The organism is Pseudomonas sp. B34(2017), assembly GCF_002112915.1.
Lineage (GTDB): Bacteria > Pseudomonadota > Gammaproteobacteria > Pseudomonadales > Pseudomonadaceae > Aquipseudomonas > Aquipseudomonas pharyngis.
Genome location: NZ_NEJA01000002.1, coordinates 837,492 through 858,944, shown reverse-complemented (window position 1 = coordinate 858,944; position 21,453 = coordinate 837,492). Strand labels below are relative to the sequence as shown.

The following is a 21,453-nucleotide window of genomic DNA, read 5'->3' as shown; positions in this document are numbered from 1 at the left end:
AGACCAGAGAACAGCCACCGTGCAATTTGTGTTTGAAGACTACCTGCTCGACCAGCAGCGCCGGGAACTGACCTGGCGCGGGCAAGTCGTGACTGTCGGGCCGCAGGTCTTTGACTTGTTGCTGTTACTGGTCAGCAACCGTGAGCGGGTGGTGAGCAAGGACGAACTATTGAGCGTCGTGTGGAGTGGCCGAATCGTTTCCGAATCAACCATCACCAGCCACATCAACGCCGTGCGCAAGGCCATCGGCGACACCGGTGAGCAGCAGCGCATGGTGCGTACGGTGCCGCGCAAGGGCTATCGCTTCGTCGGCGAAATCACCTTGAGCGACAGCCCCGTCAATGCGCCCGAAGCGCCTGCGATACCCGAAGTGGCCACGACACTTGTCCTGCCGGAAAAGCCGTCGATCACCGTCCTGCCGTTCCAGAATCTCAGCGGCGACCCCGCGCAGGACTACTTCGCCGACGGCATCGTCGAAGACATCATCACCGCGCTGTCGCGCCTGCGTTGGCTGTTCGTCATCGCCCGCAACTCCAGCTTCACCTACAAGGGCAGGGCGGTCGACGCGCGGGGCGTGGGACAGGAACTGGGTGTGCGTTACGTGCTGGAAGGCAGCGTGCGCAAGTGCGGCAACAAGATCCGCATCACCGGCCAGTTGATTGATGCGTGCAGCGGCACGCATCTGTGGGCCGAGCGCTTCGAAGGCCTGCTCGACGATATTTTCGAACTCCAGGATCAGGTGGCCGAAAGCGTTGTGGGCGCCATCGCGCCGCAGCTCGAGCGCGCGGAAATCGAGCGGGCCAAACGCAAGCCCACCGACAGCCTCGATGCCTACGATTACTACCTGCGGGGCACGGCCAAGCTGCACATCGGCACTCAAGAGGCGATCGAGCAGTCACTGGCGCTGTTCTACCGGGCAATCGAACTGGATCCGGAATTTGCCTCGGCGTATGGCATGGCTGCGTGGTGCCACTTCTGGCGCAAGCTCAACGGCTGGATGACCGACCGGCCCCGGGAAATCGCCGAAGGTGCGCGGCTGGCGCGCATGGGTGTGGAACTGGGGCGCGATGACGCCGTGGCGCTGACCCGTTGCGGTCATGCCCTGGCCCATCTGACCGGGGATGTCGACTGCGGCATCGCCCTGCTTGATCGAGCTCGATTGCTCAACCCCAATCTGGCGCCGGCCTGGTATCTGGGTGGCATCCTGCGCGCCTTGGGTGGCGAAACCGAAGCCGCCATTGCCAACCTTGAACATGCCGTACGCCTGAGCCCGCTGGATCCGGAAATGTTCCGCATGCAGGTCGGGATGGCGCTGGCGCACTTCTTCGCCGGTCGCTTCGAATGTTCGGTTTCCTGGGCCGAGAAAGCGCAGGGAAACCTGCCCAGTCTGCTGGTAGCGGCGGCCCTGATCGCCGCCAGCCACGCGCTCAATGAACGAGCCGACAAAGCCGGGCAGGCCATGGAACGGGTGCGTCAGCTGGACCCGACGTTGCGGGTGTCCAGCCTGCGCGCGTGGTTGCCCATTCAACGACCTGAAGACATTGCCCGGTTTGCCGAAGGTTTGCGGTTGGCGGGGTTGCCGGAGTAAGGGCTCAGCCGGCCAATCAATCCATCGAAAAATGCATTTGCATGTTCATCGCGGCATCGTACTGATTGCTGGCTACCCGGCGTTCGATCAGGCGATCTGAGCCTCCTTCGGCTACCCGGCGTTCGATCAGGCGATCTGAGCCTCCTTCGGCTACCCGGCGTTCGATCAGGCGATCTGAGCCTCCTTCGGCTACCCGGCGTTCGATCAGGCGATCTGAGCCTCCTTCGGCTACCCGGCGTTCGATCAGGCGATCTGAGCCTCCTTCGGCTACCCGGCGTTCGATCAGGCGATCTGAGCCTCCTTCGGCTACCCGGCGTTCGATCAGGCGATCTGAGCCTCCTTCGGCTACCCGGCGTTCGAGCAGGCGATCTGAGCCGCCTTCGGCCACCCGGCGTTCGATCAGGCGATCCGAACCGCCCTCGGCAACACGACGCTCCATCAGCCGATCCGCCCCCCCTTCAGCAATCTGGGTCGGCGCCTTTCTGGCCCGGTGCTGTTGCACTGATGAAGTTTCTGAATCCGGAGCACTGGTTTCCTGCCTGTTCGCCACCGGCATATCGGGCAGGCAACTTGCGCCGAATGCATGAGTGGCAACTATCCAGGTGGCTGAAACAATGGCGACGGGTAATACCAATCCAATAGTTTTCATCATGATCATCCTGAGTCGTAGTGGGATTTCGTTAATGAACTTCCGGTTGCAACCAGACAGGTCTGAACTCAATCGAATACTTCTAATGGGAAACTCCATGTTCCTGTGCTGCCAGGCGAATACGGTTGTACGCAATCAAGCGCATGACGTAGCCCAGCTTGATCGCGGTCGGCCCGAGGATCGTCATCCCGTGCGCGCCGACCAGCGTGGGCAAGTTCAAGTGAGCGTCAAACACATAAGCCAGGAAAATCCCCACCATCAACATGCCCAGGCCACCGGCCAGCAACACGTGGGACAACTTCAGCACGCGGTACGAGTCTTCAAAAAAGTCATACATGTTGATCAGTCATCCCTGAGTCAATGAGTGGATCGACAAGTGTCGGCGCGCGAGGAAACCACGAAGTCAATAACTTTGCCGGCCGTCGCATTTGATGGAGGGATTTTACTGTTGGCGGTAGGGATCAACCATGTTGCATAAGTTTGGTTTTATCCTGCCAGCGTATGGAGAAGTCATACCAACGTATATAAACAACTCTATGCGCGCCGCATAAGGGCGATACATCTAATGGTTAATGCCCAGACTTTCGGCCATTCGAACCAGATCGGCAAACGACTGCGCGCGCATCTTGCGCATGGCCTGGCTGCGGTGAATCTTCACGGTGATCTCGCTCAGGCCGATGGCACTGGCGATCTGCTTGTTTATCAGACCCGAGACGGCCAGCGCCATCACCGCTTGCTCTCTGACCGTGAGTGTCCCATGGCGTGTGCGCAATTCATTTTGGCGGCGTTCGCACTCGCGGCGTGACCTGTCCCGCGTATGCGCGGCGACCACGGCGTCGATCATTGCCTGCTCGCGAAACGGTTTTTCCAGGAAATCGACGGCACCGGCTTTCATGGCGCGAACGGTCATGGCGATGTCGCCGTACCCGGTCATGAAAATGATCGGCAGATGGATGTTGGCGTCGGCGAGCGCCTGCTGAAAGACCAGCCCGCTGGTGCCTTGCAATCGCACATCGAGCACCAGGCAACTGGGCAGGTCAGGTCGCTGGTATTGCATGAAGTCGGCGACCGATCCGAACAGCTCGACGCGCAGGCCGATGGAGCGCAGCAGGCTGCCAAGCGCCTCACGTAGAGGAGCGTCATCATCAATGATGAAAACGATGGATTCGGGGTTTCGCTCGGGTGCAAGTTCTACGTCCATACGCTGGATGGCTTCGCGGCGATCGGGTTGCGCAGGATGCTGAACAATCCAATGGAAAGCTTTGACCGAGCCTCCGGTTTTCATTGGATTTTGCTTGGGTAAGCGTCCAGAGGCCATCGACCGGGAGTTTGATCAATCGATGGCCTCGGTGGGTCAGTTTCCTGCCCGGGCGACTATCGCAAAATTCCCCGACGCCTTTTCCAGCAGCCCCAGGAATCTCACGAGATCGACCTTGCTGCCATCCACCTTCAGATCATCGGAGGTGAACGCTTCCTTCAGTCCGGCAGCGCCGCCCAGCAGCTGGACGAACAGGTCCTTGGTGACGGTCAGCGTTGCGTTGGCGTTCGCCGCGGTCGGGCCTTTTCGGTAGTGCAGCACGGCGTTCTCGATCCACAGCACGAACGATTCATTCGTATCGGTCAGCACCAGATTGAACGTCCAGTGCTTGCCATCCGCCGCCGGCCCGTCGAGGCTCGCAGCCATGGCTTCGAGGAAACGTTCGGTGGGCGTCTGCTTCATCAGCTCGATCAGGTCGGAGCGTTTGACGCCCTTGGCCGGCGGGCCGTTGCGCAGCTCCATGGCCGCCGTCAGGTAACTGTTGCGCCAGGTTGCCGATTCCGCCTGATAGCCCATCTGTTCGTACGCGCGGGCCAGCAGTTCCTTGGCCGCCGTGTCGTCGGGTTTGGCCAGCACGGCCTGATCCAGCAGCTCGGCGACCCAGCGGTATTCGCCCTTGTCATAGGCCACGCGGGCGGCTTCGATCACTTTGGCATTGCCTCCCATCAATTCGACGTAGCGCTTTGCCGATTCCTTTGGCACCAGCGGATTCAAGTGGGCGGGGTTGCCGTCGTAGGCGCCCAGGTACATCTGGTAGATCGCTTTTACGTTGTGGCGCAGGTCGCCGTAATAGCCACGGGTGCCGAAGTACGATGCCAGCGAATCCGGCAGCTGGATCTTGTCGGCGATCTCGTTGGGGATGTAGCCGGCGTTCATCAGGCGCACGGTCTGGTCGTGCAGGTATTTGTAGACGTCGCGGTGCTTGGTGATGAATTCGCGGATCCGTTCGTTGCCCCAGATCGGCCAGTTGTGCTGACCGAAATAGACCTCGGTGTCGCCCAGTTCGTCGAGGGCGATTTGCATGTAGTCGGACCAGCGCAGCGCATCGCGGACCTTGGCGCCACGGATCGGCAGCAGGTTGTGCATGGTCTGCGTCAGCAGCTCCGCACCGCCGTATGCCTTGAGCGCGGGGATCGAAAAGGTCAGCTCGGCCGGGGCTTCCGCGCCGGGCATGTTGTGGAACACGAAGCTGACGCCGTCGAGCACCAGCGGCTGGATCGGCTGGTCGATGATCTGCGTCGGCGGCAGGATGCCCATGCTGCCGTAAGCGACGTTCTTGCCCAGCCCGGTGTCGACAATGCCGGTGGCGCCCGGCGTCAGGTTCTTGCCGAACTGATACATCGAACGCCGCGCCATCGCCGGCCCCGCCAGGATGTTTTCACTGGTGGCTTCCTCCATGAAACCGGCGGGCGCGACGATGGGAATGTTGCGCTGGGCCACTTCGCTGCTCGAGGTGATGCCCAGCACACCGCCGAAATGGTCGGCATGGTCGTGGGTGAAAATGATCGCGGTGACGGGCTTGTTGCCCAGATGCTCGCGCGCAAATGCCAACGCCGCTGCGGCAGATTCCCGGGAGGTCAGCGGGTCGACCACGATCCAGCCGGTCTGCCCGTCGATCAGTGTCATGTTGGCGATGTCGAAACCGCGCAACTGGTAAATCCCGTCGCGAACCTTGAACAGACCGATCTGTGCGTTGAGCATCGCGTGCCGCCACAGGCTCGGGTTGACAGTGGCCGGCGCCTGGCCTTCGACGAAGCGGTACGCATCGAAATCGATCAGGACATTGCCGTCAGCGCCGAGGATCTTGCCGGTGGGCCGGGCGATGAAACCGCGCTGGGCATCTTCCATGTCCCGGTTGTCGCTGAGATCCAGGCCCTTGATCGACGCCTGGATCAGCGCGGCCGTGGCGGGCGTGGCGTCGCCGGCTGCGATGCTGGGCTTGTTGTCGCAGCCGGCGAGGGACACCAGCGTCAGGGCGAGGATCGTGTAAAGGGTCGGTTTCATTCTTGTTGTTCTCCGAGGGGCGAATGCGCTCCAGCCTAGGGGCAGGGCAGCGATGTATCCAATGCATTGTTTACATCCGGATAATGCGTCGCTAGCATCGCGTGAATGGACCTTAAACGACTGTCACACCTTCTCGCACTGGCCGATGAACGCCATTTCGGCCGCGCGGCCGAGCGCGTGCACCTCAGCCAGCCGGCCCTGAGCCGCAGCATTCAGGCGCTGGAGAGCGAAACCGGGCAGCGCCTGTTCGATCGCGACACCGGCGACGTCCGCCCGACACCGGCGGGAGAGTTTCTGATCGAGCGGGCGCGGCGGCTGTTGTTCGATGCCCGTTCGCTGGAGCGGGACATGGCGCTCTACAGCGATCGCCAACTGGGCAGCCTCGCCTTCGGCGTCGGCCCGTTCCCGGCGGCCATGTTGATGCATCAAGTAGTGCCGCGACTGCGCCTGGATCACCCGGCGGTCACCCTGCGCGTGGAAGTGAACAACTGGCAGATTCTCGAAGCGCGACTGCGCGCTGAGGCGATCGAATTCTTTGTTGCTGATATCCGCAACTTCACGGCGGTATCCGACCTGCTGATCCGTTCGCTGGGCCAAGTCTCGGCAGGCTTTTTCGTACGACCGGAGCACCCGCTGGCCGGACGCCAGGTGTCGATGGGCGAACTGGAAGGCTACGGCATCGCCACAACGCGCCTGCCGGAAGTGGTGAAGCTCGAGACCGCCCGAACCCTCGGCATCTCCACCCGCCAGGCACTGCCCATCGTGCTGGAGTGTGATGACGTGGCGTTGCTCAAGACCGTGGCCGGCTCGACTGACACCATCCTCGGCGTTATCCATGGCGCCGTAGCTGAAGACATTCGGGTGGGGCGTTTGATCGAGCTTCATGTTGTCGACAGGCCGGGATTTCATTCTGAAATCGGGGTGGTGAGTTTGCAGGGTAGAAGCTTGTCGCCGACGGCGTTGTGTGTGATTGAGGCTGTGGTTGGCGAGATGCAATCCGTTCACGTCGAACAATCCCCACGTTTTTAGAGACGCGTCCTACAGCCCCGATTTTCCTGCTTCGTTAACGTCGTGCAGCCCCTTGCGAGGGGCTGTCGATGCATGGACGAAAGGACAATCAGTGGCTGGTCAAAAGGACATTCCCCGGGTTCCCAACCTCAAATTTCGCTTGATTACAGTTAGTACCGACAGACAACCTGATTGAATTAGCCCGGCTCCCGCATTTTTGCCTGGGCGCGGCGCTCAACGGATTGTTTTCCATCGCCTGATCCGCTTCACTGTGGCTCTTTTGTCTGAGCGGAAATCAATCATGGAACGATGCGAAGCACTGGTCATCGGCCTCGGCGCCATGGGCGCGGCCACGGTGTATCAACTGGCGAAGGCCGGGGTCAACGTGGTCGGCATCGACCGCCACCATCCGCCGCACACGTTCGGCTCCAGCCATGGCGACACCCGCATCACCCGGCTGTCCGTAGGCGAGGGCGCGCAGTACGTGCCCATCGTGCGCAACTCCCACCGCATCTGGCGCGAACTGGAAGCGCTGTCGGGCGAGTCGCTGTTCGAACAGTCCGGCCTGCTGGTGCTGACCTCCAGCCCCGACTTCGATCCCGGCGACGAAACCGACTTCACCCTGCGCACCATCGCCCTGGCACAGACCTACGGCATCGAACACGAAGTCCTCGACGCCGCCCAGATCCGCCAGCGCTTCCCGCAGTTTGCCCAGGTGCGCGACGACGCCATTGGCTACTTCGAGCCCGAAGGCGGTTTTGTACGGCCCGAACGCTGCATCGACGTGCAACTCAGATTGGCCGAACAACACGGCGCCACGCTGTACAAGGGCGAGACCGTGACCCACATCAGCTCGGACGAACAGGGCGTCACCGTCACCACCGACCAGCGCACCGTGCGAGCGGAAAAACTGGTGGTCACCGCCGGCAACTGGGCGGGCGGCTTGCTCGGCGCACCGTTCGACAGACTGCTCAGCGTCTATCGGCAAAAACTGTTCTGGTTCGAAACCGAGCCCGACGCGGAACTGGTCGGCCACTCACCCACGTTCATCTTCACTCACGGCCCGGACGACGATTTCTATGGCTTCCCCGCATTGCCGGGGGAGGGCAGTTTGAAGGTGGCGACGGCGCAGTATCACAGCGCATCCACGCCTGAAACTCTGGATCGCACAGTCTCGGCCGAGGAAGAACGCGAGATGTACGAACAGCAGGTGAAGGGGCGGATTGCCGGGCTGACGGATCGGGTGGTGAAGTCAGCGGTTTGCGCCTACACCGTTACGCCGGATCGGCATTTCATCATTGATGAGCATCCACGGTTGCAGCACACGTTGGTGGTGTCTGCGTGCTCCGGGCATGGGTTCAAACACTCGGCGGCGCTGGGGGAGGCGTTTGCGCAGTGGTGTTTGCGGGGGGAGAGTGAGCTGGATCTTTCGTTGTTTTCGGTGGGGCGGTTTGGGTGGGAGTGACGGTGCTTGCGAGTGAATGCTATCGGCCAAAAGCAGACAGTTGTGCACTTTTTCGGTGAATTCAAGGTTATTCGAGTTTGCCTCTTTCTTGATTGCTTGGCATATGCGTTTCTGCAATCATAAATCGCTATCCTTCGTTAGTCGCGATTACCATTTCGCCGAAAAATATCAAGGCTTGTATAATGGAAAGAAATGAGTACAAAAAATGCCATGAAGACGAACTTGATTGGTCATCAATTGAGCAGCTTCATGAAGCAACTCTACAAATAAGTAATCAATGCTTTGAATATAAAAAACTTTGTGTTGGTGTAATTGGAATTGTTATCGCGGCGTTGCTTAAATTCGGAACCCCGACAAGCTGGAGTTCGATTTCGCATATATGCGCCGCAATAAGCTTTGGTTTTTGGTTGTGCGATGCTAATGCGTACTACTATCAGAGGGCGAACAGACAGAAAATAAACAAACTTGTCGATCAAATAAGAACCCGAAACTCAAACAAGCAAGAGCATGTTTCAAAGCTTGAAAACTCTTGGGGGAGCGCATTTTTTAATCGATCAATGAGTCTGTACTTCTATGCATTGATACTTAGTTTTGGGGGCGTTATTTATGAAAAAATCTCATGATTTATGCTCGAATAAAAACAGCAAAATATTTGTCAGCTACACGACCCGGGACTCGATCATAAATAAAGAGTCCTTGGCATCATTGCTGAGCATCATTTCTACACTAGGTAAACCTTTTATTGACCTTATCCATAATGACTCCCCAATGAAACAGGCTCGCGTAAAATCCGAATTACAGAACTCAAGCCTATTACTGCTACTGGAAACGGCATCTGTTGAACAATCCCAATGGGTTCAATGGGAGATTAAAATGGCCAAAAGCTGCGGAATTCCAGTGAAATCAATAAAGATTCGTAACGTTATGCCCACTGAACAACAGTTGATAGTGGCGCTAAATGGCTTGAAATGGGGCACGCAGCCGGTCAGACGTGATCGCTAACGGCCAAGAGCGGACGACCGTTTACGGGAGAATTCTAGGTAGAATAAGATCACCTTCAATAGCGTTTGTTGGTGAGAACCAGTTGTTGAAAGCGAAAAAAAAGGGGCTGATTTAATTCTGAAGAATAAATCATCCCCTTTTTTTGAACAATGTCGACGTTGAAGCTGCCATGGACGATTCCAAGTTGCTTGGGATCATCTAAAAAGGGTGTGGGATTTGTGGGCCCCACTTTATCGCAAATTAGGTTTCACAAGTTTACGTGGCGCTCAATGCTCTCTATTAAAGTATCAAACTCATCGCTGATTCTTAAAATATACTGTTCAATTGCATTTGTTCTGATAACACTCTCTTCGGTTTCTGCTTCTGCAGCTAAACATTGTGCGAATTTGTGGTGGTCCGTGATACTGTTTTTCTCAAGCACCCAGTTCACGTCCAGGCCATATTTCTTCTTTAGAAAGTTTTGAATGTCAGGGTGCTGAAATACTTCTACTTCTGGAGGGCGGCTACCAGGAAATGAGTACAAACTTTCTTGAGGAGCGCTGCCAACATCAGCATCTCTTACGGCAATGGCTTTTTTGCCGGTTTTTTGAAGAACGCGAACGGCTTCGCGTACAGCGTCTTTATCTCCTATGTCGTGAATCGCAACGGTTTTTAATAATTCCTTCCGTTTTAATCTGATGACTTCTGTTAACAAAACTTTAGCAAAAATATCTTCGACGCAAATATCGAGTTGACGGACATGTCCCGATGAAAGAATAGACCTCACCTGATTGGATGAGATTCGATCGATTATTTCCACTCCGTTTTCGTCTCTAAGAATCAATTTCCTTGCTTCAGATGGTAGAGCTCCAATAATAACGCTAGAGTGTGTAGATAGGATAATTTGATGGTGGCGCCTGTTGCATACATCTATAAGATACTTCGCAAATTCGTACTGAGCACTTTCGTGCAATGATGTTTCAGGCTCTTCAAGAATAAACAAGCTTTGCTCTGGCGATGTCTCTAATGCATCTACCGTGTAAAGTATGCGACCTTCCCCAAAGCCCATATTGTTTTCAGAGTAAGAATATCCCAGCCTTGATGCGATCCCGACTTCAAGCTCTTTTCCTTTGTGAGAAATTCCTTGAAAGTTAACATCGTCATATTTGTGGCCTATGATTTTAGCCATTTTTTTTATGATGTCTTCTTCTATCTCTCTTTTATCGGTGAACAGTAATCGCGCGCCCCCGTAAATGCTTAGGTCTCGTCTTTCAACCTTTGGGATGTAAACGGTAAATCCTACATAATAACAGTGTCGCTCCGGTTGTCTTTTATATCCTGACCACGCAGATTTGGCGCGGGCAACAGAAACTTCCTGTGGTTTTTTATGATCGTCTGTTTCATAGAAGTAAGTTACTTTTGCGTCATCAGATATTGGCTTTGGGTCAGCTGGTGAAACCGGAAAGAAATCCTTGATGTATTGCCTTTTGTAATCGGTTGCGGTGGAAGGCTTCTTATATGCACAAATAGCAAGTTGCCCCAAAGTGCTTTTGCCTGCTCCATTGAGTCCTGAAATTACAGTAATCGGATAATCAAGGTTGAGTTCGAGCGATGAAATTCCCCTGAATCCTTCTATAACGACTTTCCTCAAACTAGATCCGAAGTTTGAATACCGGTTTTTTTCAATGTATTTAGATTGAATCTTTTTGGCGAAATCAGCCATCTGAAATCCTTTCTGGGTAGAACCCGTATGGTTGGTCGGCAGTGCTGTTCGGAAGCTACTATTTTGCCATTAGCTTGTCTACTACCCGTCCCAATCACCCGAATCAGGCCTAGCGAACAAAAGGGGACCGAACCTAAGAACAAAAGGGGACTGATTTATTTTTCTGAAGCAAAGCAGTCCCCGTTGTCGGATCGAGCCATTAGTCAGGCACGCTCCCCGATACACCACCACTGAACGTCAACTTCATCATCGTCCTGGGTTACATCATGTCCATGCTCAATGAATTGCTCGGGCAAATCCAAGGCTAGCCTATCGCTCAAGTGTATCGGGGCAAGCGAGTTCTGCTGCCCCAGAAAACTCAAGTAGTACTCACGATCATAGAACACAGTCACTTCACTCTGGTGTAACCAGGGCCAAGTCAATAAGCAGGCGACGCGGTAGTAGCCTTGGCTGCGATCCGCCGCGCGTGAAAGGTGGGCTGCTGCTTCGAGCAACTGCTGAACACAGAAGGCCTGCACTTCGATACGTGCTTGCGGACCTTGAACGAGGGTGTTGATTACCGGGATTTTCCAGTTTGAGTAGCGCTCGTGCTCATCGAAGCGAGGATGGAACTCACCGTTGAAACTCGCGGCCCAGTATTCCAATGCACGGAGATGGCGGGGGATGTTTCGGAGTTTTTTGTTACTGAGGCGCAATCTTCGCAAGGGCATGTCCTTATGGGGTGTGATGAAACTAACGGCTAGAAAAAATGGGGACGAGAAAAATGGCCACTGCTCACACCTGCGTCAGCGTCATTCTCTCCCGGCACTTAAGTCAAGGCGACTTGACCGGGCGTTTACCGAAAAAAGGGCTTCTCTTCAGGAACCACTATATTCGACTCGATCTTCTTCCCCATGCTGATGCGAGGTTCGGTCGAGTAGCCCAGAGACTCATAAAACGCTTTGACACTTTCATTTGAGCTGACGATTTGCAGATTGATTTTCATGCAGCCTCGCGCCGTCAAAGCCCCCTCTGCATGACGGACCAGACTCATCCCTATGCCTTTTCTGCGGTACGACGGGTGCACCGCCACCGAGTACAACCATCCACGATGGCCGTCGTATCCGGCGAGAACGGTGCCAACAACTTCATTTCCTGACAGGGCAACAAAGAAAAGGCCATCCGCTGCGGCCAGTTTTTTGTCGATAGCGAGGCTGGGAGTGTTGTGCGCGGTTTCGTAGCCGAAAACGGTTTGCCAGAGTTCCACGACGCAACGGCGATGGTGTTCATTTGAGTAGTCGGCAATAGCGTCCATGTTGTAGCCCTCACATTGAAGGGGCTGACGCTAGCGCCTTGGCGTAGGTAATGTCCACTGTCTCTTTTTGGCCAATAGCTGCCATTTACCATGGCAGCTATTGGCAACGCTCACTCCCTCTGTCGATGCGTGCTATCCGGACGTTAAGAGGGTAGGGGTTTAGCTCTTAACCTCAACATGATCCAACGCCTGGTTCACCGCCAACTCACTCAACATCACCAACTGCGCAATCCCGATCGCAGTCTTGCGATGGGCCGGCTCCAGCGTCGCAGCGAAGTTGTTGAGCATCTCGCTGGCCGAGCCCAATGATTCGCTGGCGTTGGCCAGGAGTGATTCGGTGTTGTAGGCCGGGTTGGCCATGTACATGGGGTCGTGTTTGTGATGGCTGCCCATGATCCGTTGCTGCGGTGTGAGGTAGTGATCGAGCGCGCGTTCGGCCGCTTCGTTGAGCGTTCGGGAGTCGGGAAATTTGTACGGGGAAACCGGATCGGTTTCCGGTGGGTTCGGTGTTGGTTTGAACATAGATGAATCTCCAGCACTTATTAAATGGGAGTCATCCACTCTCGCTACCAAACGAGGGGTGGCGACCATACGCAGGTTGGTAGACCGGAGCACTGGAACCGGCGCTTCCGAAGAAGCCCTGAGCATGGCCACCATAAATCCAGTCGCATGAATGCAACTGCATAGGTGACGCAATGCGTCAGCGCTGCGGGCTACCAAACCCGATCACTGTTTTTCAGTGACCCGGAAACGATAAAACCCGCACCCCAGACGCACAAGCCGGCGGATTCTGGCGTAGTCGTAGGCAATGACGCAAGACGCTGTAGCCGTGGGGAAGTAATGCCGGGCGTTTCTAAACACCATTCAAAAAACGCTTAAACACGTTGCCCTCGCCATGTCGAAATCAGACCCCATGCCGCTCCTGAATGAAAGCGGATTCCAGTCTGCGGGATAACGCAATCACATCGATTTCAATTTTCCAGTCCGTACCCATTCTTTCTCGGCACCTACCAGCGCGCATCACTTTTTAAGCTTGATGAATCGTTTCAGCAGGTTTATAAAAACGACACAACTCCAAGAAAGGCTGCTCCCATGACCCCGCTCAAACTCGTTGTTGCCCTCAGCGCACTGTCCGCTGCCTCCCATGCCATGGCCTGGGATTACGTTCTGCTCGACACCGACAAAGCTGCTCAAAACTGGCAGATCACCAGCCAGCAACTCGGCGTGAAAACCGACAAACCCTTCAGCGTCAGCCTGCGCACCTTGCATGGTGGTCGGCAGGAGGGCGTCAGCATTGTCGACATCGATAACGGCACGATGAAACTCTCGGTGGTGCCGACGCGGGGAATGAATGTCTTGCAGGCCTCGGTCGGCGACGTGCGCATGGGCTGGGATTCGCCGGTCAAGGAAGTGGTCAATCCGTCCTTCATCGAACTCAATGGTCGCGGTGGTCTGGGCTGGCTCGAAGGTTTCAATGAGCTGGTGACCCGCTGCGGATACGAATGGGTCGGTCACCCCGGCGTCGACAACGGCGAACTGCTGACCCTGCACGGCCGGGCCGCCAACATTCCTGCGAACAAAGTCACTCTGCACATCGATGAAACGCCACCGTACGCCATTACCCTGCGCGGTGAGCTGAAAGAGCAGGCGTTCAAGAAAGTCGACTTCTCCGTCGCCACCGAACTGGTCACCGAACCCGGCAGCGTAGTGTTCGCGCTTAACGACACTCTGACCAACAACGGTGACTATCCGAAGGAATACCAGGCGCTGTACCACAGCAACTTCAGCACCCCGTTTCTGGAGCAGGGCGCTCGTTTCGCCGCGCCTGTGAAACAAGTGTCGCCGTTCAACGACAAAGCCAAGGGCGATTTGCCCGAATGGCAAACCTACCGCGCACCGACCAAGGACTACGACGAAACTGTTTACAACGTCGTGCCGTATGCCGATGCCAAGGGCGATACGTTGACCGTGTTGCATAACAAGGCCGGCAGCCTGGGCGTTTCGGTTGGCTTCAATACGCAGACGTTGCCGGTGTTTTCCCTGTGGAAGAACACCGATACCCAACGCCAGGGTTATGTCACCGGGCTGGAGCCGGGGACGAGTTTTTCCTACAACCGCCGTTATCAGCGGCCACTGAACCTGGTACCGACAATCGGGCCGAAGGAACACAAAAACTTCCGCATCAGCTACAGCTTGTTGGCGGATAAGGCGGCCGTGGACAAGGCCTTGAAGCAGGTGAGCGACATTCAGGCCGGGCGGGAGACCGAGGTGCGGCAGACACCGTTGGTTGATCTGACCAAGAGCTGAAGCCGGCGGTCGCTCAACTGTTCAGCGACATCGGCTTGTGAAAAAGGGGACGTGAAAAAGGGGACTGATCTATTTTTCCTAAATAAATCAGTCCCCTTTTTTAGTCCCCTTTTTTAGTCATTTTTCCTAAATAAATCAGTCCCCTTTTTTACCCTTTTTTACCTTTTTTAATTTTGTGAAGGCGCTCTCGAACGGGCCCGAACGCTATTCACCATGTCGAAATCAGACACCGTCGTGCCGCTCCCAGGCTATTTGCGATCAACGCCGGGCACGTAAGGTGACGCATCATTTCATCGCCCTGCGTCGTCGTCCGACCGATTTGTAACGCTGCAGCGCTTGAGGTGCGCCGCTCTGGAGCAGGGCAAGAGGAAGAAATGATGATCGCCTGACACGTCGTCAGTACGCCCAAACGTCGATCACCAGAGAACAACAAAAACAATGAATAGCCTGAACTCGAAGGACTCGAACGGTCAGTTGGCGCAGGGCTTCAAGCCGCGTCATGTCACCATGCTTTCCATTGCCGGCATCATCGGTGCGGGGCTGTTTGTCGGCTCCGGCCACGCCATTGCCGCCGCCGGCCCGGCCGTCTTGCTCGCTTATCTCTTCTCCGGTCTGCTGGTCGTGCTGGTCATGCGCATGCTCGGTGAAATGGCCGTGGCCCACCCGGACACGGGATCGTTTTCCACCTATGCCGATCAGGCCATCGGCCGCTGGGCGGGGTTCACCATTGGTTGGTTGTATTGGTGGTTCTGGGTGCTGGTCATTCCGATCGAAGCGCTGGCCGCCGGGCATGTCTTGAATCAGTGGTTTCCTCAGGTCGATGCGTGGTTGTTTGCGTTGCTGTCGATCATTTTGCTGGTGGTGACCAACCTGTTCAGCGTGTCCAAGTACGGTGAGTTCGAGTTCTGGTTTGCGATGGCCAAAGTGGTGGCGATCATCGGGTTCATCGGGCTGGGTTTCGCGGTGTTGATGGGCTGGATTCCGGAGCGTGAGGCCAGCGGGTTGAGCCGGTTGATGGAAGAGCATGGCGGGTTTGCGCCCAATGGCTTGTCGGCGGTGGTCGGGGCGTTCATCACCATCATGTTCAGTTTTATCGGAACCGAAGCGGTGACCATCGCGGCCGCCGAATCGAGCAACCCGGCGCAGAACATCGCCAAGGCCACGCGCTCGGTGATCTGGCGCATCGGCGTGTTTTATCTGCTGTCGATTTTCGTGGTGATTTCCGTGGTGCCGTGGAACGATCCGCTGCTGGCGTCCGTCGGTTCTTACCAGCGCGCGCTGGAGTTGATGAACGTTCCCAACGCCAAATTCCTGGTCGATGTGGTCGTGCTGATCGCAGTGGCCAGTTGCATGAATTCCTCGATCTACATTTCTTCGCGGATGCTGTTCTCGCTGGGTCGTCGTGGCGATGCTCCGCAACCGCTGAAAGTGACCTCCGCGGCGGGCGTGCCGAGGTCGGCGGTGATCGCCAGCACCGTGATCGGTGCCGGGGTGACGCTGTTCAGCTATTTCATGCCGGCCGGATTGTTCCAGTTTCTGCTCGCGAGTTCCGGTGCGATTGCGTTGCTGGTTTATCTGGTGATCGCGGTTTCGCAATTGCGCATGCGCCGGATGCTGCGTCGGCAGAACGTCGAGCTGACGTTTCGCATGTGGCTGTTTCCATGGCTGACGTGGCTGGTGATCGCGTTCATCTGCGCCGCGCTGGCGGTGATGATGGTCACGCCCGAGCATCGTCTGGAAGTGACGTCGACCATCGGCCTGGCGCTGGCGATTTCCTTTATCGGTCTGGTGACCACGCGCCAGCATGGACAGGCGAGGGTGGCGGTTTCAGCGGGCAAGGCCTAGGTGTTTCTGGTGCTTGAACGGTGGGGCTGGCCCCGGCATGGACGCAGGGGATGTCCGATCACCGGGCTTCGGCTCGCAGCCAACGTCTGACTTCGCCCTGTATCGCATACGCCGGTGCCTCGACCGCATTGAAATCCTGCGTGTAGCGCTGCGCAAACCCGTCGACTCCCCATTCCTGAAACTGCTGCACGTGCTTCAGTTCGTGGGCCCAGAGCGCGAAGTTGTGTTCTGCGGTTTCAGCATCGCGGAACAGGATGATGTCGATCAGCGTCACCGCGCCGACATCCGGGTTTTGCAGGATGGCCGTGGCGGCGTTGTATTGGCCGCCGTTGGTGACTTTGTAGTGCACGGCATCGAGGACGCCGGGGTCATACCAGCGCAACAGTTGCTCCCGGATGTGCGGGGGAATCGGTTTGATCTCGGTGCTGGCGGCTTCGGCGCGGGCCTGGGTCAATCCCATCGCCAGAGCGGGTGCCGCGATCAGGAACAGGTCTTCAGACAGACGCCCCGGGTCCGGCAGGCAAATGCAGCTGTCGAGACACACTTGTTTTTCGCCGGCGGGGCAGGTGTCAGCCTGGGCTGGTGCTGCAAGCGTCAAGCAAAGGACCAAGCACAAAAAGGGGGACGCGCCGAAGGCCCCTCGGTGTACGACCCTTTCATTTTGCGTCGCCCCATACATAGGCATTCCATCTACGGGTGGTCAGGTGGCAGATCCGGAGTACTGGTGTTTCTTTACGGTTTTGGCACTCGTGTCATTGCTTCCAAAAGCTGCCCATCAAAATATTCGGTGTCATCACGCTCATCAGCGTCCATGCGCCGTTTCGCCTCAATGAGCATCTGCTCGAAAGCAATATCCTGATTCAGAAAAGTCGCGACCATCAGGTCACTCAACTGCTCGATGGGTGTGTCCCAGGCCTCTCTGCAGCGCTGCGTGAGCCCTGTCGGGGCATCTCCTGACCAAGGGCCTAAAAGTTTTGCGACGGTCAGCTTCGAGGTCATCGGGTCTTGCTCATAAAGAGATATGAAGGGGGGCATTTCCAAGGCTAGATCAAGCTGAGGGGTTGTTGGTGCTCGCACCTCAGGTACGACGAAGAAAGGGATCAGGCACAACGCGACCAATACCGCGTTGCGCACCGACCCCGCTGGACCTCAACCGCGTTTCGGCAGCTTCCAGTTCGGGCGAATGAAGTGGCAGGTGTAGCCATTCGGAATGCGCTCGAGGTAATCCTGATGCTCCGGTTCCGCTTCCCAGAACGGGCCCGCCGGTTCGATTTCGGTGACCACCCGGCCTGGCCACAGGCCTGATGCGTCGACGTCGGCAGCGGTGTCTTCGGCGATATCGCGTTGCTGCTCGTTCAGGTAGTAGATCGCCGAACGATAGCTCGGACCGAGGTCGTTGCCCTGACGGTTGGGTGTGCTGGGGTCGTGGATCTGGAAGAAGAACTCGAGGATCTGCCGATAGCTGATCACGGCGGGGTCGAAGACGATTTCGATGGCTTCGGCGTGGTTGCCATGATTGCGGTAAGTGGCGTTCGGCACATCGCCGCCGGTGTAACCGACCCGCGTCTGCAGCACGCCGGGGTAGCGGCGCAACAGATCCTGCATGCCCCAGAAGCAGCCGCCGGCGAGAATCGCAGTTTCGGTTTGAGTGGTCATGGCATGTCCTTCCTCTCGAATGGGTCGCAGATGTTCCTTGATATGAGGGAGTGTGGGCCGATTCCAAGGTTGAGCCGGTAAATAAATCATGAAGCGCGGGCTTTCGGAATTCTCCTGCTTTTGCTTCACGTCACTGTCTTTGGAGCGCCCGGCGCGGGGCACGCCAATATTGAAGCGAAAAAAAACCGCCAATCAGGCGGTTTTTTCAAAGCGGGATTCAGGTTCTGCCACCGGCGAGCCAACCATCAGGCTCCATTTCTTTGCCACACGTTGCGGCTACTTTCAAAAAGTGCCGCTGACTAGCGGAAACCCTGATGGGCAAACCGGGCTCTTCGGCACGAAGTCTGGAAGCAAGCGCTGGTTGAGCTTTTGGCTTCTTGTGTTTCATGGACACCTCTCGTGTCTGGTTGCTTGAGTCGATCTTATGGGGGGGCCAGTGGAAAGACAAGGCGGTCAGTCGTGTCAAAATAAAATCCAAGCGTTTGGTAGTAGGAGATAGCACCTGAGTCAGGTTCTTGAACTTCAATTTCGGTACATCCCAGCTTTCGGGCATAGAACTCTGTTGTCAGTAGTGCCATTGGTGCGATCCAGCCTCGCAGGGTATGGGCCTTGCAGGTGTGACCCTGCAAAAGAACGATTTTTATGCAGATTGTGCTTTTTCGTGGCGTTGCATAGCACAAACCGCACAGCTCATCTTCGTACCAGAAAGCCAAGTCCAGACCTTTTGCATCTTTTGTTTTCCACTCAAGTACATCATCCCATGGGTACCCAATGGGCCCGCTCCACTGATGATATGCGTTGATTGCCAAGGGCGTGATCGGGTCGATCCTGAGCAACTGAGCATTAATCCCGGCTGCCAGAGCTCCTGGATCCATGGAAAGTGTTTCATGCGCAAGTTTGCGGGCTTCTGATTTGAGCGTTTGGTTTCGGAGTTCGGTACCTTTGCCTTTTCTTCGCATCGTCTGTGTTCTGTCCGGATCAGGCAGCAGACGGTATCGAAGGCGAGGGCGCCCACGTAATCAGGCGTGAGGGACGGCTGATGTAGGACGCTGCTTATGTACTTGAAGGACGCTGGAATTGGCGGGTGGTAGTTGCTCTCAGCGATCGGTACGCGGCATGGCCGCAATCGGCTGTATTTGCCGGGATGCCTGCGCCGAACACCAGCGATTCCGCCCTTGCTGCTTGGCCTGATAGAGGCAAGTGTCCGCCGACTTGAGCAAAGTAGCCGGGGTCACCGCATCGTCAACCGGATGACGCGTGGTGATTCCCGCACTCGCAGTGACATACCCCAGTGGATGCCCCGCATGTTCAAGCTCCAGCGAGCGAATGGTCTGCAAAATATCTTCAGCCACCTGAATCGCCCCGGCGTTGTCGGTGTTGGGCAACAGCACGGTGAATTCCTCGCCGCCGTAGCGCACGGCCAGATCCGAGGGGCGTTTGACCGCTTTGCGGATGCCGTCGCCGACCGCGATCAGGCAGTCATCGCCGGCGGCATGACCGTACTGGTCGTTGTAGCGCTTGAAGTAGTCGACATCGAGCATGATCAATGACAGCGGCGAACCCTGACGCCGGGCCAGGCGAATCTCGTCCGTCAGCGCCGCGTCCAGGCGTCGGCGATTGCCGAGGCCTGTGAGGCTGTCGGTCAGCGCCATGTCGCGCATGGTCTTGTGCGCGGAACGGATCTCCCGTTCCATCGCCATCCGCTGACGCAACTGGCTCAGAACGATGAGCCCGAAACAGGCCAGGACCAGAATCAGGAACACCAGCACGAATCCGTTTTTCAGCAGGTCCTGGCGCCACGGCGCGATGATGGAGTCACGGGACAAACCGGCCTCGACCACCAGCGGATAGGTGGTCAGCGCGCGATAGCCATAAAGGCGTTCGGTGTCGTCGACCACCGCCCTGATCTGGACAATGCCCTGGTTGGCATTGGGCAGGTAGGTCTTGAAGATCTCGCTGTTCGCCAGGCTTTTGCCGACCACGGAGGCAATGAACGGCCGGCGCACGAGGATCGTGCCGTCGCGCATCGCCAGCACCAGCGCGCCTTTATCATCGATGCGGAAGTCACCGTAATAGTCGACGAAATAACTGACCTTGACCGTCCCCAGCAGCACACCGGCGAACGAGCCGTCGGGGTTGTTCAAACGCCGCGAGATCGGAATGATCAGGTCATGGGTGGAACGGCTTTCCACCACCTGACCGATGCGCACGTGCCGGTCTTCATGGGTGCGGTGGTACTGGAAATAATCGCGGTCGGCGTTGTTGGCGGTTTCGGGCGTGACCTCCTTGTCGGTCACGATCCACTGGCCGTCCGGGCCGTAGATGAACAGGCCATGCAACTGCGGCATGATTTTCGATTGCTGGATGAGCAGCTTGTGAATCCGCGCCACATCGAGGTTCTGCAACCCATCGCCTTCGACCCGCTCGGCCAGCCCTGCAGTCAGCACATCGACCTGGCGGATGGTGTCCTCGGCGTGTTGCGCCGTGGCGCGGGCGAGGTTGGTCACCGAATCGCGCGCGGAGGCAAACACCGAACGGTAATCGCGCCACGTCCTCCAGCTCTCGACGGTCAGAAAAGCCACGACCACCATCAGCATGAAACTGACGGTCAGGCGAAAGGTCGAGCCGGCCTTCACGCCTTGACGAGGCGCGCGCGGTGTTTCATCTGGGGTGGGCGCTTGCGTGTTGCGTCCGGGCATCAACATTCCCTGGCTGTCGTTGTGAGCGAGTGAACAGTATGACAAGGATCGGGGGGAAGGTCGGGCTGGCTGTGTGATCTGCTCGGCAGTTTGAGCGAATTGTCCGTTTTGAGTTGACGGTGAAACGCTTTTCAGACGATTTATCGCTTTCAGGCGAGTCAGTAATCTGTGCCCATCTTGAACGCAAACGCACTTCCACAACTAAAAAGGGATTCACACATGAGCACTCCAACCTACAACCGCCTGAACAAAGACGACGCCGTAGTTCTGCTGGTCGACCACCAGACCGGTCTGATTTCTCTGGTTCAGGACTTCTCGCCAAACGAGTTCAAGAACAACGTGCTGGCGCTGGCCGATCTGGCCAAGTTCTTCGAATTGCCGACCATCCTCACCACCAGTTTCGAACAAGGCCCGAACGGCCCGCTGGTGCCGGAACTCAAGGAAATGTTCCCGGACGCGCCATACATCGCCCGTCCAGGCCAGATCAACGCCTGGGACAACGAAGACTTCGTCAAGGCGATCAAGGCCACCGGCCGCAAGCAGATCATCATTGCCGGTGTCGTGACCGATGTGTGCGTAGCGTTCCCGACCCTGTCGGCGCTGGCGGAAGGATTTGACGTGTTCGTGGTGACCGACGCCTCCGGCACCTTCAACACCACCGTGCAGCAAGCGGCGTGGAACCGCATGACCCAGGCCGGTGCACAGATGATGAACTGGTTCTCGGTAGCCTGCGAACTGCACCGCGACTGGCGCAACGACATCGAAGGCCTGGGCAACCTGCTGTCCCAGCGCATTCCGAACTACCGCAACTTGATGAACGGCTATGCCGCACTGACGGCGCATCAGAAATAACCGGATGCCGGATAGACGAAAGCCTGCTTTGAAAAAAAGCAGGCTTTCGTCGTTTCTACTGCAA

General features: G+C 56.8%; 21 protein-coding genes and 1 pseudogene. 9 read left to right on the top strand and 13 right to left on the bottom strand.

The window, feature by feature from the left end; genetic code table 11:
- Positions 1 to 19: 19 nt before the first annotated feature.
- Positions 20 to 1,588, top strand: coding sequence for a winged helix-turn-helix domain-containing protein (locus tag CAF80_RS09320; RefSeq protein WP_074690733.1), 1,569 nt, complete (start codon positions 20 to 22; stop codon positions 1,586 to 1,588).
- Between the two features lie 16 nt (positions 1,589 to 1,604).
- Here the strand turns inward: CAF80_RS09320 and CAF80_RS09315 are convergent, their stop codons facing one another.
- The 4 genes from CAF80_RS09315 to CAF80_RS09300 form a co-directional block, all read right to left on the bottom strand.
- A complete protein-coding gene (locus CAF80_RS09315; RefSeq protein WP_371916409.1) occupies positions 1,605 to 2,027 on the bottom strand; it encodes a phage infection protein in 423 nt (140 codons plus the stop codon).
- Between the two features lie 292 nt (positions 2,028 to 2,319).
- The gene (locus CAF80_RS09310; RefSeq protein ID WP_074690735.1) at positions 2,320 to 2,574 is read right to left on the bottom strand and encodes a transmembrane sensor/regulator PpyR; all 255 of its coding nucleotides are present in this window, start codon (positions 2,572 to 2,574) and stop codon (positions 2,320 to 2,322) included.
- A gap of 225 nt (positions 2,575 to 2,799) precedes the next feature.
- Positions 2,800 to 3,438, bottom strand: coding sequence for a response regulator transcription factor (locus CAF80_RS09305; protein ID WP_074690961.1), 639 nt, complete (start codon positions 3,436 to 3,438; stop codon positions 2,800 to 2,802).
- A 153-nt stretch (positions 3,439 to 3,591) separates the two neighbouring features.
- Positions 3,592 to 5,559, bottom strand: a complete 1,968-nt coding sequence (locus CAF80_RS09300) for an alkyl/aryl-sulfatase (protein WP_074690736.1) — start codon at positions 5,557 to 5,559, stop codon at positions 3,592 to 3,594.
- Positions 5,560 to 5,664: 105 nt separating this feature from the next.
- Between CAF80_RS09300 and CAF80_RS09295 the strand changes: the two genes are divergently transcribed.
- The 4 genes from CAF80_RS09295 (at position 5,665) to CAF80_RS28530 (ending at position 9,034) form a co-directional block, all read left to right on the top strand.
- Positions 5,665 to 6,588, top strand: a complete 924-nt coding sequence (locus CAF80_RS09295) for a LysR family transcriptional regulator (protein ID WP_074690737.1) — start codon at positions 5,665 to 5,667, stop codon at positions 6,586 to 6,588.
- Between the two features lie 280 nt (positions 6,589 to 6,868).
- Positions 6,869 to 8,032, top strand: coding sequence for an N-methyl-L-tryptophan oxidase (gene solA / locus CAF80_RS09290; protein ID WP_170844936.1), 1,164 nt, complete (start codon positions 6,869 to 6,871; stop codon positions 8,030 to 8,032).
- 182 nt (positions 8,033 to 8,214) lie between these two features.
- Positions 8,215 to 8,655, top strand: a complete 441-nt coding sequence (locus CAF80_RS28535) for a hypothetical protein (RefSeq protein WP_074690738.1) — start codon at positions 8,215 to 8,217, stop codon at positions 8,653 to 8,655.
- Positions 8,639 to 9,034 carry a TIR domain-containing protein gene (locus tag CAF80_RS28530; RefSeq protein WP_139184878.1) on the top strand — a complete coding sequence of 132 codons (396 nt, stop codon included), beginning with the start codon at positions 8,639 to 8,641 and terminating at the stop codon, positions 9,032 to 9,034. The genes CAF80_RS28535 and CAF80_RS28530 overlap by 17 nt, the downstream gene beginning before the upstream one ends.
- 247 nt (positions 9,035 to 9,281) lie before the next feature.
- On the opposite strand, the gene CAF80_RS09285 is transcribed toward CAF80_RS28530, so the two are convergent.
- The 4 genes and pseudogenes from CAF80_RS09285 to CAF80_RS09270 all read right to left on the bottom strand — a co-directional run bounded on the left by CAF80_RS09285 (position 9,282) and on the right by CAF80_RS09270 (position 12,552).
- A complete protein-coding gene (locus CAF80_RS09285) occupies positions 9,282 to 10,736 on the bottom strand; it encodes an ATP-dependent endonuclease (protein WP_074690740.1) in 1,455 nt (484 codons plus the stop codon).
- 203 nt (positions 10,737 to 10,939) lie between these two features.
- Entirely contained in the window at positions 10,940 to 11,446 is a 507-nt protein-coding gene (locus tag CAF80_RS09280; protein ID WP_256574569.1) for a DUF3916 domain-containing protein, read from the bottom strand.
- A 125-nt stretch (positions 11,447 to 11,571) separates the two neighbouring features.
- A pseudogene (locus CAF80_RS09275) lies at positions 11,572 to 12,021 on the bottom strand (GNAT family acetyltransferase); the annotation flags it as partial.
- Between the two features lie 168 nt (positions 12,022 to 12,189).
- Positions 12,190 to 12,552, bottom strand: coding sequence for a DUF6124 family protein (locus tag CAF80_RS09270; RefSeq protein WP_074690741.1), 363 nt, complete (start codon positions 12,550 to 12,552; stop codon positions 12,190 to 12,192).
- A 570-nt stretch (positions 12,553 to 13,122) separates the two neighbouring features.
- Here CAF80_RS09270 and CAF80_RS09265 point away from each other — a divergent pair.
- Positions 13,123 to 14,337, top strand: a complete 1,215-nt coding sequence (locus CAF80_RS09265) for an aldose 1-epimerase family protein (protein WP_074690742.1) — start codon at positions 13,123 to 13,125, stop codon at positions 14,335 to 14,337.
- Positions 14,338 to 14,775: 438 nt separating this feature from the next.
- Positions 14,776 to 16,182, top strand: coding sequence for a GABA permease (gene gabP / locus CAF80_RS09260; RefSeq protein ID WP_074690743.1), 1,407 nt, complete (start codon positions 14,776 to 14,778; stop codon positions 16,180 to 16,182).
- A gap of 58 nt (positions 16,183 to 16,240) precedes the next feature.
- On the opposite strand, the gene CAF80_RS09255 is transcribed toward gabP, so the two are convergent.
- From CAF80_RS09255 to msrA, 3 genes are read right to left on the bottom strand one after another with little or no spacing between them, the layout of a single operon-like run.
- On the bottom strand, positions 16,241 to 16,867 hold the full coding sequence (locus CAF80_RS09255) for a DUF4157 domain-containing protein (RefSeq protein WP_254778444.1): 627 nt from the start codon (positions 16,865 to 16,867) through the stop codon (positions 16,241 to 16,243).
- A gap of 47 nt (positions 16,868 to 16,914) precedes the next feature.
- Positions 16,915 to 17,316, bottom strand: a complete 402-nt coding sequence (locus tag CAF80_RS09250) for a hypothetical protein (protein WP_039771092.1) — start codon at positions 17,314 to 17,316, stop codon at positions 16,915 to 16,917.
- A 15-nt stretch (positions 17,317 to 17,331) separates the two neighbouring features.
- Positions 17,332 to 17,838, bottom strand: coding sequence for a peptide-methionine (S)-S-oxide reductase MsrA (gene msrA, locus CAF80_RS09245; RefSeq protein ID WP_011333723.1), 507 nt, complete (start codon positions 17,836 to 17,838; stop codon positions 17,332 to 17,334).
- 88 nt (positions 17,839 to 17,926) lie between these two features.
- On the opposite strand from msrA, the gene CAF80_RS28860 reads away from it, so the two are divergent.
- Entirely contained in the window at positions 17,927 to 18,253 is a 327-nt protein-coding gene (locus CAF80_RS28860) for a hypothetical protein (protein WP_170928276.1), read from the top strand.
- A gap of 7 nt (positions 18,254 to 18,260) precedes the next feature.
- On the opposite strand, the gene CAF80_RS09240 is transcribed toward CAF80_RS28860, so the two are convergent.
- A complete protein-coding gene (locus CAF80_RS09240; protein WP_039771094.1) occupies positions 18,261 to 18,797 on the bottom strand; it encodes a hypothetical protein in 537 nt (178 codons plus the stop codon).
- A gap of 138 nt (positions 18,798 to 18,935) precedes the next feature.
- The gene (locus CAF80_RS09235; protein WP_064595722.1) at positions 18,936 to 20,537 is read right to left on the bottom strand and encodes a sensor domain-containing diguanylate cyclase; all 1,602 of its coding nucleotides are present in this window, start codon (positions 20,535 to 20,537) and stop codon (positions 18,936 to 18,938) included.
- 219 nt (positions 20,538 to 20,756) lie between these two features.
- On the opposite strand from CAF80_RS09235, the gene ycaC reads away from it, so the two are divergent.
- The gene (gene ycaC, locus CAF80_RS09230) at positions 20,757 to 21,389 is read left to right on the top strand and encodes an isochorismate family cysteine hydrolase YcaC (RefSeq protein WP_007958138.1); all 633 of its coding nucleotides are present in this window, start codon (positions 20,757 to 20,759) and stop codon (positions 21,387 to 21,389) included.
- Positions 21,390 to 21,453: the final 64 nt, after the last annotated feature.